Consider the following 15,150-nt stretch of genomic DNA (forward strand, 5'->3'; position numbering starts at 1 on the left):
TGAAACCCCGAATGAGCGATTCTCTTAAGAATTTTACAGATTCTCTCTTAAAAGATCTAGAAGAAAACGAAAACGGATTTTTTAAAATTGAAAATGAAGATGGCCTAGCTTATCTTTCCGTTTTTTCAGCAGGAAAAAAAGGAAAGCCGGTAGATGCCAAAGAAATTTTAAGAAGAATCGAACTTTTTCAAATTACCGAAAGTTCCCCTATATCTATTAAAGAAATTGCAAGTAAATCGGACGGACGGACTCATCTCATTGGAAAATGGCCGGGTAAACCGGAAAGTTCCAGAATAGAAATAGAAATTTCCGAAGATCGAATGAAATCGTTTCTAATTTTCTATCCTCCTAAATACGGTGGAAAAATTCTAAACTCTGAACAAATCCAAGAATCGATCAGAGAAAGAGGAATTAAATTTGGAATTCGAAAGGAAGTCTTAGATTTACTTTCCGAAGAACCTGAATACGGAAAAAAAATTCTAATTGCAGAAGGAGAACCACCGGTTCCAGGAAAAAATGGAGACATACGAGTTTTATTCATTCATCCAGTAGCTCCTAATTTGGAAGAAGACGAATACGGAAGAGTAGATTTTAAGAATATTCAAATTATACAAAGTGTTGCAAAGGATCAAAAACTTGCAGAAAAAATATCCCCTCTTCCAGGTAAGGAAGGCAAAAACGTTCTAGGAGAAATTCTTCCATACGATTCTGGAAAAGAAGCCGAATGGAAATTAGGTGCTAACGTTAGACTCTCTTCTGATGGAATCTCAATACATTCTTTGATCAATGGAAGACCAATCCTAGATCGTCAAGGAACGATCCGGGTCGATGAAATCTGTCATTTAGAAAATGTGGATTTTTCCACTGGAAACGTTAACTTTCCAGGAACCATCATTGTAGAAGGTTCGATCGCAGATGGTTTTACTTTAGAAACAGAAGGATCAATTATAGTCAAAAAATCAGTCGGAAAAGTTTTTCTCAAAGCGGGAGGTGACGTAGTTTTATCCGGAGGTTTTATGGGAAGAAACGGCGGGCTTATCGAATCGGGAGCTGACATTTATACACGTTTTGTAGAACAGGGAAAACTGATCGCAAAAAATACTATTTTTATCGAAGAAGCATCCATGCACTCGGAACTGATTGCGGGAGAATCAGTTGTAATACGAGGAGGTAGAGGAGAATTGATAGGTGGAAGTTGTGTTGCAGGTAAGTCCATCGTCTGTGCAAAGTTAGGCGCAATTGCAGAAACTAAAACTTCCATATCCGTTGGAATTCGCCCGGAACTTTTAGAAGACTTAGAAAAACTACGTTTAGAAATTCAGAAAAATAAAGAAATACTTAAAAAAGTGGAACAGAGTCTGGTAAAATTAAATGAGGATTCTCAGAGAAGACAACTTACAACCGAAGAAAAAGAAAGCCTTCCCAAACTTTCCGCAATTAAACAAAAATATTCAGGAATCCTAAATAACTTACTTGGACAGGAACAATCTATGATTATGGGATTTGAACCAGATAAAGATTCGTATGTCGAAGTGGAACAAGAGATTTTTCCAGGTGTGGACATTTATCCAGGTAAAGGAAAAAATTTTAAAGTACGTCTAAAAGAAATTCCAGGGCCGTCTTTTGTATTTTTAGGAAATGATGGAAACCCTCAGATTACAAAGGTAAAACCAAAACGTCTGGGAATTCTGCAAGAAGAAAATTAGTCAACGTTATTATCATCTGCAATAGTTAGATCTATATAATAAAAATTTAAAGTGTTAACTTTATAGAGATCAGTTAATTATTAATCTTTTTTTCTAATTACTTTACTATACTCGTTCTTAAAAAGAGTTTAAACTTCATTAGAGTTGTTGAAAAATTAATTCTCCATCAGTTTTTATTTCATGAACACGATAGATTAAAGCAATTTTGTTAATCTGAACTATCGAATTTTTCAACAACTCTATCCTAAGAAACATTTCAAATAACATCCGAAATGATTTAAACCTTTTAAGTTACGTATAATGCAAAACTTACTTTTTATTAATTTTTAATTTTTTCTGTGACGATACGTTTTTTTTCTTAGGTTTAATTTTTGGTTCCGGCAACTCTTGAGCCGTAATTTTAACTAAATGACTGATCCATTTTTTGTCTTCTAATCGATCTAAAATCAAAAAACTTGGTTTTGCTCCTGGATACGCTGGTTCTTCTTGAACGTTTCCAATCCATTTTCTACCAACTTCTGTGGGTTTTATAAAAAGACGATTATCGCAAATAAGAGCTACAACTTTACCATTGCAATAAATTGCATATTCTCCGAACATTTTTTTAGATATAATTTGACCTGCATCTTTCACTTGATCCACGATAAAATCTACAAAACTTAAATCCGAAGCCATTTTAAATCCTACTATTTATTTAGTATTCTAAAAGCTTGATACAATACATTATTCGTCCTTAGAAGACTGAAACAATTCTTGACAAGAAAGAATTCCTCCACCTTCCATTTCTTCGCAAGGCACTTTCAAAAGATCTTCCATACAAACTTTCACTTTGGCAATCTGAGCGTCCGTGACCTTTTCATACTCATCTGGAAGAATGTTCTGATCTTTTTGTTCTTCCATACATTGCTCTACGGAATAAGCCGAGTTCTCGGAAGGTTTTTCCGAAACAGGTAAGGTTTCTAGATAACGACTGGCACACTCAGCAGTTTTGGTACAAAGTCTGATGAAATAATCCTTACTGAGTTTTTGAACGTCCTCTTTAGAAATGGAAGGACCTTTTCTACAGGTAAAAATCGAAACGAAAATAAAAAACAGTACTATGATTTTAGATAAAATATTCATTTTAATTTTGTAAGAATCAGTCTATTTCCTTCCGGCAAGGATTGATCTAAGTAAAAATGATCCGTAAGTTTTTTTACAAGATAAAGACCGATACCTTCCTCCCGATAATCACTTGGTTCATATCCTCTCATTTCGGAAAGATTTTTCTGACTTCCTAAATCCCGAATTCTAATTTCTATACGATTATCAAAAAGACTGATTTCCAAAAAAATAGGTAAATTTTTTTTACCTTCATAAGAATGTTTGATAACATTGAGAAGACATTCTCCTACTGCGAGTTTTAGATCTGCAGAATCACTCGCTGTAAATCCGTTCTCAAACGCCAAATTATAGACCAAACTTCTAACAATAGACAAATAACGTGGATGAGAAGGGATCTGTAACCGAAACAGATTATCTAAACTTTTCTTTTTTTCGGAATCCATTTTAATTCAATTTTTGTAATAAAGCAAACTATTATTTTGTTATACTCCGTAAAAATTCTGTCGCCATACGATCTATCAAAGATTATTATAAAAAATAAATTTAGTTCAATCAATTAACTCTTCTAAAACAAAAGTTTAAAATATTTTAAGAACGATCTATTTAGTGACGATCAAATGAATTTACAACGATAAACAAAATTTAAACGTTGTAAATAGTCGATCTAGAAATTTTTATCCATCAAATTTTTGTAAAAAAAGTTTCTATTTATAAAAATTTGCAAGTATTTAAGTTTTTCTAAATATAGAATCCAAATTGATTCTCTAAAATATTAAGAATGTTTTTTAAACTCTTACCTATCATTTCTTTTTAAACTTAAGCACAACTATTTATCCTCTAGGATGAAATTTCTTATGAACTTCTCTCAGAGTTTTATTGGCCATATGAGTATATATCTGGGTAGTCGCAATATCGATATGCCCCAACAGCTCTTGAACTGATTTTAGATCCGCGTGATTTTCCAATAAATGAGTCGCAAAAGAATGTCTGAGCGTATGCGGAGTCACTTTCTTTAAGATAGAGGTTCTTTTGATATAATGATTGAGAAGTCTCCAAACGGATTTGCGATTGATGTAAGAACCTTTTTTAGAAACGAACAAATATTCGCAGTTTCTAGATTTGAGAATAAAAGGACGACTCTGTTTCAGATAACGATTTAGAATGTCTAAGGACTTTTCTCCAAAAGGAACTAGTCTTTGACGTCCTCCTTTTCCTTCGACCGTCAATGTCATTCCTTCTAAATCCATGTCGTTTAATCTTAAATTACAAGCCTCTGAAATTCTTAGGCCCGAAGAATAAAGTAATTCGAAAATACATTTGTCTCTTAGTTCATAGAGATTATCCTCTTTGATACTTTCAAATAATTCTTCAATTTCATCCTGAGTGAGATAATCGGGAATGCTCCTCATCACTTCGGGAGTTTCTATTTTTTCAGTCGGGTTAGTATCTAGTTTTTTCTCGTCCTTTAAAAACTTATAAAACTGTCGAATCGCGACCACTTCTCTTGCGATCGTTTTAGAGCTGATCTTACGATCTTTTTCCTCGTTCAAAAATCGCATAATATCGTCCGCTTGAACTTTTAAGAAATCTATATGTTCTTTTTCTAAAAAGTTTTTGAACTTGTTCAAATCGTATCCGTAAGAATATATCGAATTGTCGCTGAGTCCCTTTTCTACCGAAAGATATTCTTGAAAATTTTGAAGTAGGTTGTTATGTGAAGATGTCACTGCTTTTAGTCCCGTCTGAAATGTTTAACAAGTACTAAATCCTTCGGACGTTTCCCCTCAGGAGAATTAAACTTTTTTATGTTGCCTAAAGGGTTTATTGGAAAATTCTAATCGAAACCCCGGACAAATTCAGTTCCGGTTTTCTTTTTTTCTACGGATGAGAATAAAAACTTCTGTATTTATGAGACTAAATATCCGATACGTTTCCTTCTCTTTTTTCCTGTTGTTATTTTTTGTTTTCTGCTCCTCCGATGAAGAAATGATTTGGGAGGCAAGAGATTCCATTTCCAAAGGAAACATCGCGGAAGCAATGCGTCTTTACGAGACGATTTTGAAAAAAAATCCAACCCATTTAGAAGCAAATCGAACTCTCGGAATGATCTTAGCGGATAGTGGAGTCGCTCTCAATTCCGCTGCATTCTATTTGGAACGAGCAGAATCTTCTCTTCCAGGCGATTCCTCCCTTTTACTCTATCTTCTTGAAATTCATTTACAAGAAAAAGATAGAGATAAAACCAAACGAATTTTAGAAAAATTTTCCAAATCGAAAGATAAAGAAATAGAAAATTATGCAATTTTTCTTAGAGACTGCCTTTTAGATAAAAAGAAAAATCAATCTCAATTCAATCGATTTAAAACCAGTGAAATTCCCGCCTTTCTTCCACCTGCAAGAAGGCTATTTTTAAAATGTGAACTTTCACTTTATAGCATTTCCCAAAGTTCGGAACAATTTCATTTTGATCATAAAACAATTCAAACCGAATCCTATGTTTTTCTATCAACCAAAAGTTTTTTAACCAATGGCAATGAATTTTAAAATTTTATCCACAGAAAAAGACTCTTTCTCTAAAATAATTTTAGTAAATTATAATTATCTTAAATTGTTATTCTCGTTAAATTCATATATCTTTTTACAAAACTCCTATTTACAAAAATTGTATCCACAAATCTTACATCTTATGAATCTCTTTAAAATTTTTTCCTTTTTAGTTTTACAAAGTAAGAATGTTTTATTTTTAAAATTTAATTTTTTGTTCGTTTTTAAGCCAAAAACACTTTCTCACAAATCTCTCGTCTGTATTTATTCTTTTGTATGAATTTTTTTTCTATCAGTAAAATCGTTTTTCTTTTTATCACCTGCATTTTGTTAGGTGAATTGCTCACGAGAATATTTCCTCCTACGGGTCTGGTTTATAAACTCAGAGACAAACAAGTTCATTGTATCGAAGAATGGGAAATTCCGGAAATTCTACTTTGCCCTAATTCGGACACAATTCTTCCCCACCCCGCCGGATTTACTTTTCGAGTTCGAGTAAACGAACAAGGAGAAAGAATTGTTTCGGAAGAAAAAATAATTCCAGGTAGAAATCCAGAAGTTTGGCTGATGGGAGATTCGATCGCTTATGGTTTTGGTCTCAACGATTCTGACACGATTGCTTGGAAAATGCAGGAGACTCTCCAACGGTTCGGGGTTCAAGTTCGAAACCTAGGCGTTGACTCTCTTGGCACAGGTGGGATTCAAAGAAGAATGGAAAGAAAACTAATTTGTAAAGGACCGAATCGGAATCATTGTATTTTGCCTAAGGCAATTTTTTGGATTTATCATCCTTCGGATCTACAAGACGTGTACAGGGATTTTTACTTAAAAAATTCATTATCTAGTAGATGGTTTTTTCGTAGTTCGATTTTTTTATCCAGATATAGCGCCCTTTATAACTTTTTTAAAATCAAAAACGAAAATAGAAAACTTGAAAATATTCGTAAAAAAGGTCCTGAAATCATTCCAGAAACTCTTTCGGATTATCCACAAGATCATCCTTCTTTTTTCGAAATGAAAACTTTTTTTGATACATGCAAAAAATTGAATATTTCTTTGACCGTAGTTTTATACCCGAACGGTTCACATTCCTTAACCCCTCTTACTTCTACACCTTTGTTAGATCAAGTAGCCCAGATCGCAGATCAAAATGGTTTTCCTGTCTTGGATATAAGGCCTGATTTTATTCGGGAATTTGATCAAAATAAAACGAACTTTTATCTTCCCAATGACGGCCATCCGAATTCTACCGCAGCCAAACTCATCGCAGATAAGATTTTAGAATCAGTCATTTCAAAGTTTTAATGAACATTTTATTTTAGCACTGCGTAAAAGTGCTAAAATAAAATGTATGTCTTATTTTTATATAATGTAAAGTTCTCCGTAAAAACTGTGGGAACTCATACGTATCTAGATTTTATAGATCAATTCTGGAAATGTAGGAACTCATACTTAAAAAAATCTTAACTATTTATTTTATTTTTTCGTTTTTTATCTAAAAAACGTTCTTTTTGAATCTATCTTAGAACCGTTTCTGTTATGGGCATACTACTATTGAATTCGGATCATAAGATCCAATCCACTCTTCAAGAAGGCCAAACAGTTGTTACTCTTCTGATTCCAGAAGATACACTTCTATTATATCCTGAAAAGGAGAGAAAAAACCTTCCTAAAAAAATTCCGCAACTTTTGAAAATATACGGCAAATACTTAACCTCAATCAATCGTTTGGGAAAAAAAGCGGGGAAAACGATGTATCAAAATAGCCCTGGTAGAAAAAAGTTGAAAAAAATTAATGTTCGGATGAGCACCGGAAACTGGGCTTTGTTAGGTGCACTTTCTCAATCCCATGGTGTTTCCCGTTGTTTTCTTTTTAATTATCTTTTATGGTTGGATAGGATCGGAGTTGGGGATTCTATCGTGAATACGATGAATGAAGGAGCTCCCACATTTCACAGAAATTACAGTTATATCCTGAACCTAGACCTACTCAACAACCAAATTTCAAGGATCTTAAAATGTGATCCCGAAAATTACTTTAACGTTTTAGATCATCAACACCGGTTCGATTCTTAAAACAAACTTTTAAAAAATTCTAAACAAAATAATAGATTCAGAAAACTTAAAACTGAAAGTAAAGAAAAGGTTGGCTAACAGTTACACTATAGAGAATAAAACCGACTAAAATCATCATACCCGCCAAAGGATAAACGACCCAAGGTTTATTTTGAACTCCTTCCATCCAAACTTGTTTCTTTTCCTGTAAATAATCCGCACTAAATAAAAATACTACGGCTAACACAACCGCAAAAGGAACTTGAATCGTTTGACCGTTTTCCCAAGAAAAACTTCTTTTTACGATCGCAAAAGCAAGCTCCAAACTAGAATGATAACCGTATTCCGGAGACGGCTTAGCACGGAAAAAAAACATAGAAAAAGAAAAAATCAAAAACGAATACGCGTATTTAATCCATTCTGGAATTTTATCCCAAGTTTGTTTTAAGATAGAAAAAGAAAAAATAAACCTTTCCAAAACCATCACCAAAGCGTGACAAGCACCCCAAATGATAAAATTCCAATCCGCTCCGTGCCAAATACCACTTACAAACGTAGTAATAAATACATTAAAATAAGCGCGAAAGACACTAACCCGATTACCACCTAACGAGATGTAGATGTAATCCCTAAGCCAAGAAGAAAAAGAAATATGCCACCTTCTCCAGAGCTCAGTTACAGTTTGAGATAAAAAAGGTCTCGTAAAATTTTCCGGTATAGAATATCCCAAAATTCTTCCGGTACCAATAGCAACGTCCGAATAACCCGAAAAATCACAATAAATCTGAAAAGAAAATAAAAACGCAGCCATCACCAAGGAGATAGAATTGTAGGCTCCCGGATTGGAAAATATCGGATCTATTGCAATGGAAATCGGATCGGCAACAAAAGTTTTTTTATAAAGTCCCCAAGAAAGTTGTCTGATTCCAGGAAGTAAGTTTTCTTTTTTAAAAGTATAACTTTCCAAAAATTGATGGAGCATATCTTGAGCACGAATGATAGGCCCAGCCACAAGTTGTGGAAAAAAAGAAAGAAAAAGTCCAAACTGAAAAAGGTTTTTTGCCTGTGGAACGGTTCCTCGATAAACGTCCACCGCATAAGAGATCGCCTGCAAAGTAAAAAACGAGATTCCCATCGGAAGTATCGCGCCAGTGGAAGAAACGTAAGAAGGATCACAGGGATTAGAGTTTGTAAATGAATTCCAAGCATGGATGGAAAAATCCAAATATTTGAACATGTAAAGAAGAAGTAAATTCCCCCAAACTGCTACATTCAAAAATAATAATTTTATAAATTTAGAATGCACCGACTCCATCCATTTGACTGCACAATATGTCAAAACGATCGAGTAGACCAAAAGAAGAACAAAAGGAATTTTGAATATAGCATAAAAATACAAACTCGCAGCTAAAAGCCAATATCTTTGAAATTTTGAGGGGAGTTTAAAATATAGAAAAATTACGAATGGAGCAAAAACAAGATATTGAACCGAATTAAAAAGCATTTTTTTCCAATTCCTTGAGTTGTTTTTCCAAGGCTCGTTTTGCCCATCTGTTTCCAGACACGGTCAAATGCCCGTCTTCCGGAATAAAATAGTCTCTGATTCCAGAAAATTTCTTTCCTCCCGGGGCTTCGATGATTTCTCCACACATTTCGGAAGTTTCTTTTTTTAGTTTTAGTACAGGGATTCCTTTTTTTTCAAAATAAGCCGTCGCGCGAAGTGCATAGTTTTCCAAAGGATGGTACAATCCTCGGTTTCTACAAAAAATTTCTTCTATTTGAATTGGCATGAGTACGATAACGAGTCGAATTCCATTGGACCTAGTATATTCCACCATTTCATCATAAGCTTTCCTTGTAATTTCAGGAAGAGGTTCCAAAGAATTCAAACGAGGTTCTTTTTCCTGACAAGAAAAATAATCCGGAATCGGCTCCGGACAAAACTTTCTTTTATATTCTTCTTTACTCATGATTTCCGGATTTGGAATCTCAATTACATTCCTTTTTTTGAATGTTTCTTGTAAATTTGAATCGCACGTTTTTTCCGGAGTTCTAAAAAAGGAATCTTTCATATACTTTGCGGGAGTCTGTTCCGTAGTTGATGTTGAGGAAAGTCCAGTGGAATTCCATTCTGATTTCAAACGAAACAGAGTAAAACTGTATTGAACTTTCAATTGTTCAAACGCAAGTTTCAAAGCTTGAAAAGTATAAGAAGCGCGAGAAAGCTCAAACTGAATCCTAAAATTTCGGTTAAAGTTCGGATCTCGATTTCGAATTTCATCAATCTCGTCATCCGATAACATTCCTTTAGCCCTAAGTTCTTCCGGAAGAGTGAAGTCATTTCCAGAAACGAAAAACAGAACTTCTTTTAAATTTTTTAACTTAGGGGCCATGTCTTGTAACCTTCTAAGCGCACCTAACGACCCATAGGCGTCTACGGCCAAATTTAAAGTTTGTCTGGCCCCACCTTTCAATTCGATACCGTTCAATTGATGGCAAAAAGTATCCTCGTCGGAAACACCAAAGCCCATTACAAGACTGTCTCCTAAACAAGCCAATTGAGGTTTTGTAGAATCGGGTTCTTCTAAACCTCTCATTCCAAGAGAGTTGGTTCTAAATCTACCTTCCCATTTACCAGCAAAATGACGAATGAATATGTCTTTGTTCGGCGCAAGGTCTACATAATAAACCGGGTTGTATCGATGGAGAAGTTTTTGATCTCTATAAAATTGAAGAGAAGGACTTTTAAGTACGCTGAGAAAAATTTCCGTTCCAACCAAAACGAGGATGAAAAATACAAGGGCTCGTCCTGCCCAGTAGAAGAATCCTTTCATGGATAGAGGAAAGATTGAAACATAAGGCTTTCATGGCAAGCGAATTAGTTGCAAATTACGGCTTTAAAAAAATCACAATTTGTAACTGGACTGGAACTTAAAAAAAATGGAGAAAAAAGTAGTAGTTCCTACATTTTCAGGGGAATCAGAAAGGCATTTATTTTTTTAAACATTCATTCTTTTTGACCAATGATTTAAAATTTGGGCATCTTCTATTTTAAAAATAAGGCCGTATTTTCAGGAGTAAGAAAAAAACGAATTTTAAAACTGTCCGAGCAGCACTACAAGTTTCTCCATTCTAGTCAGTTGTTGTAAAATGAACCAATCTCAAAATAACGTAAGTTTGGTCATAATTCATTTTTCTGAAAAAAGTTGGAATCTGAACTTTGCAGATGTATCCTTAAAATGTGGGAACTACCACGATTTAAAAAACAGAAGTTTATAACAATTGAATCTGTCGCATTCAAGTGTGGGAACTACCACACTTGACGATTTTACGAACAAATCTTAAATGTAAGAACTCATACCAATCACAAAAAACGAATGTTTAAAAATCCATAATCTGACAAAATCTGTGGGAACTATTACAAAGTAAGACTGTACAGCAGAGTTGTTGAAAAATTCCATAGTTCAAATTAACAAAACTTCTTTAAGAACCGTTTCCATGAAACAGATGGCGATTCATTTTTCAACACTCTAGTAAAACTTTCAGAAGTTCAGATAGTAATTGGTTTTATTCTAAAATAAAACTAACACTTTCTAATTTCCTTACACCAAACTCACGTTAAGTAGATGATGAATCTGTATGAGTTCCCACTTTTAAACAGAGAAAAACTTTCAAAATTCTCACACTAAAAAAGGATCTGCTTTACAACAAAAGAGTCTAAAAATAGATCAAATTTAGAACCATTCTAATTCGAGGAAACAATGGCCCATAAAATAGTCATCATAGGTTCCGGACCAGCCGGACATACTGCAGCGATCTACGCCGCCAGAGCCAATTTAAACCCGGTTATGTATGAAGGGTTTATGGCGGGTGGAATTGCCGCAGGAGGTCAACTTACTACTACTACTGAAGTGGAAAACTTTCCAGGTTTTCCAGAAGGAATCGATGGAACCAAATTGACTCAACTTTTTCGGGAACAATCGATTAAATATGGGACCAAGATCCTAACTCAAACCATCACTAAAGTAGATTTTTCTTCCAAACCGTTTAAACTCTGGTCAGACGATGAGCTGATCGAAGCACATGCAGTCATCATAGCCACTGGAGCCACCGCCAAAAGAATGAACGTGATCGGCGAAGACACCTATTGGCAAAGAGGAATTTCTGCCTGTGCGGTTTGTGACGGAGCCCTTCCAATTTATAGAAATAAGGAACTTGCAGTTGTAGGAGGTGGAGATTCTGCAGTAGAAGAAGCTTCTCACCTAACCAAGTTCGCATCGAAAGTGTATTTATTACATAGAAGAGATTCATTACGCGCTTCCAAAATTATGCAGAAAAGAGCGACTACTCATCCTAAAATCGAAATCATTTGGAATTCTCAAGTGAAGGAAGCCAAAGGCGACGGTAAAAATCTTACCTCTCTAACTTTAGAAGACACAATAAACGGCCAAAAAAAGGAGCTTTCAGTCGGCGGACTTTTTTATGCAATCGGACACAAACCTAATACGGATATTTTCCAAGGAATTTTGAATTTGGATGAAAGCGGTTATATCAAAACAGTTCCCGGTTCCACCAAAACGAACATAGAAGGAGTATTTGCAGCGGGGGACGTTCAAGACAAAATTTATCGCCAAGCAGTTTCTGCTGCGGGCTCCGGTTGTATGGCTGCCTTAGACGCAGAACGCTGGTTAGAGTCTAGAGAAGAATAAAAGTTTTAGAATATTCTAAAATAATCAATATTCTCATTTTAAAGTGGATTCGGCGTAAGGAAAATCTTGGCAAATAAAAACTCAATGCAACGAAACGTAAGTTCGATCCTAATTCGTTTTTCTGAAAAAAGTCGGAATCTGAGCTTTACAGATTGATTCTTAAAATGTGGAAACTACCGCAATTTCAAAAATAGAAGTTTATAATAATTGAATCTGTCTTATTCAAGTGTATGAACTCATACAAAACTTAAATTTTTCTGTAAAATTGTGGGAAATGACGATTTTACGAACAAATCTAAAATGTAGGAACTCATACTTTTAGAAAATTCTTTCTCATTTACTTACGTCTAACTCATGTTAATTTAACGTGAATTCGGTCTAAGGAGAGATTAAAAGTTGTAAATTGTCTTTAGATCTCAAATTCAAAGACGGTTTTTTTGGAAAGAATGAAAATGCAACTAAACCACTTAAAAGATTAACAGCCCAATTGCAAAAACTCCGATGTATAGTATGTTGAATTTGGCAGATATTTTTAAGTTCATCGTTAACCGATTCAATGATAGCTCTTTTTCTTAGAAGAATTTTATCAACCAAGGGCATTAATTTATTTTTCATATTCTTTTTAAGTTTTGTAATGAGTTGAATTCCCTTTTCATAAAGACTTTCAAATAGAGATTGACTGATGTATCCTCTATCTCCGAAAAGTTTATCGTAAATCTTTTTAACAAGTGGGAAAATCACTTTCGAGTTTCTGTCGTCGACGTTTCCAGGAGTGACCATAAATGATAATATTTCACCTTGATCATTTACGATTAAATGTAATTTAAAGCCGTAAAACCAGCCTGTGCTTGATTTCCCTCGTTGTGCAATGTTTTTAAATACTTTATGAGAATGGATTCTTCTGTTGTCGCATACTTTGAGAATTGTAGAATCAATGAACGATATTCCGGAACATTTTCCCATACAAGTGTTGGATAGAAAGGAAGCTATAACAGCTAACACGTTAGGCATCAGTTCAACGAAACGATTGTAACTTACCGCTTTTGGGAATTCGGATTTCAGATTCTTTTTTATTTCTATCAAATAAAAATTTTTAAATTCTCTATAATGAGAAAGATGAAAATAAACTACGATTGTTGCTACCTCACTCAGGCTGAGCTGAAATTTACGATTTCTTTTTCCTGCCACGGGACTCAATATTTTCCCGTTCCAATTTATTTTTTGTTGTGTACAATAATCGTCTATTGCACAAAATATTGATGTCAGATCCATATTGAACTCCTTTTTGCTGAAAGTTTGGTTCAATATGGATCTGGCGCTTTTGAGTACAAGATCTTTCTCTTTTTTCCCACCTTACGCCGAACTCACGTTAAATTAGATTTTACAGGACTTACTTTTTTATTTTTTTTATACCCCCAAAATTGAAACGTAGTTTAGCCAGAACCATAACATAGAATTTCCAATATTTTACATTGAAACAGTGTTTTACGATTAAAATTCACGATATTCAACTTTATAGGGATCAGTAAAAACGATTTTCTAAAACGAAGTTCGACTTTCAAATTTAGAAACTCTAAAAAATTTTTACAAATTTACGACTCTCACGCATCAAAATAATACTATTCTGAGTTTGTTTCAAAACTTAAAATGTAGGATTTCGCGCAAACAAGTGAATGATTTCAAGTTAGATATAATCTTTTAAGAACTTCTGAGTTTTTATAAAATCGTTCATTCATTTTCTGGAACTATTTTCGTACACCAGAATAGTAAAGTCTGGTTATAAAATTCTTGCAATCAGTTGCAAAAAATTTCTTTCGATTTTATCAGTATGAATTTAAGATCGAGTTCAAATTTTTGTGCAAGATACTATCAATTTTCATAAGTGTATCTCAGGAACATCCTTTTGTAAAAATTGCTCCTTTCGGTCTGAGAATTACTTCACGCTTTTTCAAAAATACTTTATTTTTGAGTTTGTCTCAAAACTTCAAAGGATTTTACCCGATCATTCTTTAGAAATTTTTAATTAAATTTAGTAGTTCCTACAAATTAAGTCGCATTTGACAATTTGTGAATTTTAGATTAGTCCGAATCTCGTTAAATTTTCGTAATAGTTCCCACATTTTATGAAACTCAGCAAACACCTCTCTATGGATTGGTGAAAACTCAGCGTCTCGCTTCTATGGTCGCTCGAAGTAACTCAGCAAACACCTATCGGTGTTTAGGTTTTGGAACAAGTTCTTTGTTTAAAGTACCGATTCTGATTATTCTAAGATATTTTTGAGATAGCTTTGGATAATTATAAAGTATTTAAATCTATAGAACGATAGCAATTTTTTAGATCAAAATAACACTTTCAAAAATCCATTTTTACAATATCTCATATTTCCTCTAGAGCTAATTGATCAATCCTCACCAACCACACTACTTCCTATTCCTTTTTGATAAAGACGGATTCTATCTTCATCCATTCCCACAAGTGTATGAGAAATTTTTAATTCTTTACCTAAAGTCTCCGTTCCAGTTCTTAATTCAACTACTCTATACCAAATTTCGTTAGAAGGGATATAAAAAGCGTGATTAACACAAAGACATTTAAACTTAAAACCCAAAGAACCTTCCGCGGGCGTCATAGAATGAGGGGCCGCAAAAAAATAAAAATCTTCTTTGGTTGTGTTTCTAACAACCAATACAAATCTTTTTTTAGAACCAGGTTTTAGATAAAATTCAGATCCTTCTATTTTAGAAGAAACCGGAGCCTCCGATAAATCCTTAACACTTCCAGTGGCCCATAAATCCACGGGTCTTTGAGAAGCCCCCTCATAAATTTCCATATCTAAAGGAAAATTTTTTTTCTCCCAAAGAATTTGAACTTGAATCTGTCGATTTGGATCAAAAGAAATTGGTTCCAAATTTTCAGAATTAGAAATTTCCTTTTTACAACCAAGTAGATATAAAAAAAAAGTCAAAATTAGAATTTTATAAATTAATTTCTTCAATTGAAAATGACCTAAAATTTTAGAATGAAAAATTAC

At 34.0% G+C, this 15,150-nt stretch carries 13 protein-coding genes; 5 read left to right on the forward strand and 8 right to left on the reverse strand.

Annotated elements, in window-relative coordinates; translation table 11 throughout:
• Positions 1-11 precede the first annotated feature (11 nt).
• Positions 12-1,706 carry a DUF342 domain-containing protein gene (locus LEP1GSC059_RS14010; protein WP_002176131.1) on the forward strand — a complete coding sequence of 565 codons (1,695 nt, stop codon included), beginning with the start codon at positions 12-14 and terminating at the stop codon, positions 1,704-1,706.
• Positions 1,707-2,015: 309 nt separating this feature from the next.
• On the opposite strand, the gene LEP1GSC059_RS14015 is transcribed toward LEP1GSC059_RS14010, so the two are convergent.
• The 4 genes from LEP1GSC059_RS14015 to xerD all read right to left on the reverse strand — a co-directional run bounded on the left by LEP1GSC059_RS14015 (position 2,016) and on the right by xerD (position 4,537).
• Positions 2,016-2,381: a TfoX/Sxy family protein gene (locus LEP1GSC059_RS14015; RefSeq protein WP_002176135.1), complete on the reverse strand. Its 366-nt coding sequence runs from the start codon at positions 2,379-2,381 to the stop codon at positions 2,016-2,018.
• A 48-nt stretch (positions 2,382-2,429) separates the two neighbouring features.
• Complete coding sequence (locus LEP1GSC059_RS14020) at positions 2,430-2,828, reverse strand: LA_2478/LA_2722/LA_4182 family protein (RefSeq protein WP_017214336.1); 399 nt, start codon at positions 2,826-2,828, stop codon at positions 2,430-2,432.
• On the reverse strand, positions 2,825-3,253 hold the full coding sequence (locus LEP1GSC059_RS14025) for an ATP-binding protein (RefSeq protein WP_017214337.1): 429 nt from the start codon (positions 3,251-3,253) through the stop codon (positions 2,825-2,827). Before LEP1GSC059_RS14025 ends, LEP1GSC059_RS14020 begins: the two co-directional genes overlap by 4 nt.
• Before the next feature lie 387 nt (positions 3,254-3,640).
• Complete coding sequence (gene xerD / locus LEP1GSC059_RS14030) at positions 3,641-4,537, reverse strand: site-specific tyrosine recombinase XerD (protein ID WP_002177553.1); 897 nt, start codon at positions 4,535-4,537, stop codon at positions 3,641-3,643.
• A 97-nt stretch (positions 4,538-4,634) separates the two neighbouring features.
• Here xerD and LEP1GSC059_RS14035 point away from each other — a divergent pair, with 97 nt between their 5' ends.
• The 3 genes from LEP1GSC059_RS14035 (at position 4,635) to LEP1GSC059_RS14050 (ending at position 7,430) form a co-directional block, all read left to right on the forward strand.
• Positions 4,635-5,354: a tetratricopeptide repeat protein gene (locus tag LEP1GSC059_RS14035; RefSeq protein ID WP_017214338.1), complete on the forward strand. Its 720-nt coding sequence runs from the start codon at positions 4,635-4,637 to the stop codon at positions 5,352-5,354.
• A 276-nt stretch (positions 5,355-5,630) separates the two neighbouring features.
• Positions 5,631-6,659: an LA_2486 family SGNH/GDSL-type esterase gene (locus LEP1GSC059_RS14045; RefSeq protein ID WP_017214340.1), complete on the forward strand. Its 1,029-nt coding sequence runs from the start codon at positions 5,631-5,633 to the stop codon at positions 6,657-6,659.
• A gap of 234 nt (positions 6,660-6,893) precedes the next feature.
• Positions 6,894-7,430 (forward strand): DUF1564 domain-containing protein, encoded by a 537-nt coding sequence (locus LEP1GSC059_RS14050; protein ID WP_036057641.1) that lies wholly within the window; start codon positions 6,894-6,896, stop codon positions 7,428-7,430.
• Between the two features lie 46 nt (positions 7,431-7,476).
• On the opposite strand, the gene LEP1GSC059_RS14055 is transcribed toward LEP1GSC059_RS14050, so the two are convergent.
• Both LEP1GSC059_RS14055 and LEP1GSC059_RS14060 read right to left on the reverse strand, forming a co-directional pair.
• Entirely contained in the window at positions 7,477-8,913 is a 1,437-nt protein-coding gene (locus LEP1GSC059_RS14055; protein ID WP_002177471.1) for an MBOAT family O-acyltransferase, read from the reverse strand.
• Entirely contained in the window at positions 8,903-10,243 is a 1,341-nt protein-coding gene (locus LEP1GSC059_RS14060; RefSeq protein WP_020980973.1) for an LA_2490 family SGNH/GDSL-type esterase, read from the reverse strand. Before LEP1GSC059_RS14060 ends, LEP1GSC059_RS14055 begins: the two co-directional genes overlap by 11 nt.
• Positions 10,244-11,170: 927 nt before the next feature.
• On the opposite strand from LEP1GSC059_RS14060, the gene trxB reads away from it, so the two are divergent.
• A complete protein-coding gene (trxB, locus tag LEP1GSC059_RS14065; RefSeq protein WP_017214342.1) occupies positions 11,171-12,118 on the forward strand; it encodes a thioredoxin-disulfide reductase in 948 nt (315 codons plus the stop codon).
• A 378-nt stretch (positions 12,119-12,496) separates the two neighbouring features.
• On the opposite strand, the gene LEP1GSC059_RS14070 is transcribed toward trxB, so the two are convergent.
• Positions 12,497-13,390, reverse strand: a complete 894-nt coding sequence (locus tag LEP1GSC059_RS14070) for an IS982 family transposase (protein ID WP_017213615.1) — start codon at positions 13,388-13,390, stop codon at positions 12,497-12,499.
• 1,130 nt (positions 13,391-14,520) lie between these two features.
• Positions 14,521-15,114 carry an LIC11469 family lipoprotein adhesin Lsa20 gene (gene lsa20 / locus LEP1GSC059_RS14075; protein ID WP_020980981.1) on the reverse strand — a complete coding sequence of 198 codons (594 nt, stop codon included), beginning with the start codon at positions 15,112-15,114 and terminating at the stop codon, positions 14,521-14,523.
• Positions 15,115-15,150: the final 36 nt, after the last annotated feature.

It is taken from the genome of Leptospira noguchii serovar Panama str. CZ214, assembly GCF_000306255.2.
Classification (GTDB): domain Bacteria; phylum Spirochaetota; class Leptospiria; order Leptospirales; family Leptospiraceae; genus Leptospira; species Leptospira noguchii.

Coding starts and splice junctions, on each gene's coding strand:
- LEP1GSC059_RS14060 (WP_020980973.1), bottom strand. CDS start 10,243: ATGAAAGGATTCTTCTACTGGGCAGGACGAGCCCTTGTATTTTTCATC.
- trxB (WP_017214342.1), top strand. CDS start 11,171: ATGGCCCATAAAATAGTCATCATAGGTTCCGGACCAGCCGGACATACT.
- LEP1GSC059_RS14015 (WP_002176135.1), bottom strand. CDS start 2,381: ATGGCTTCGGATTTAAGTTTTGTAGATTTTATCGTGGATCAAGTGAAA.
- LEP1GSC059_RS14010 (WP_002176131.1), top strand. CDS start 12: ATGAGCGATTCTCTTAAGAATTTTACAGATTCTCTCTTAAAAGATCTA.
- LEP1GSC059_RS14025 (WP_017214337.1), bottom strand. CDS start 3,253: ATGGATTCCGAAAAAAAGAAAAGTTTAGATAATCTGTTTCGGTTACAG.
- LEP1GSC059_RS14045 (WP_017214340.1), top strand. CDS start 5,631: ATGAATTTTTTTTCTATCAGTAAAATCGTTTTTCTTTTTATCACCTGC.
- LEP1GSC059_RS14020 (WP_017214336.1), bottom strand. CDS start 2,828: ATGAATATTTTATCTAAAATCATAGTACTGTTTTTTATTTTCGTTTCG.
- LEP1GSC059_RS14055 (WP_002177471.1), bottom strand. CDS start 8,913: ATGCTTTTTAATTCGGTTCAATATCTTGTTTTTGCTCCATTCGTAATT.
- LEP1GSC059_RS14070 (WP_017213615.1), bottom strand. CDS start 13,390: ATGGATCTGACATCAATATTTTGTGCAATAGACGATTATTGTACACAA.
- LEP1GSC059_RS14050 (WP_036057641.1), top strand. CDS start 6,894: ATGGGCATACTACTATTGAATTCGGATCATAAGATCCAATCCACTCTT.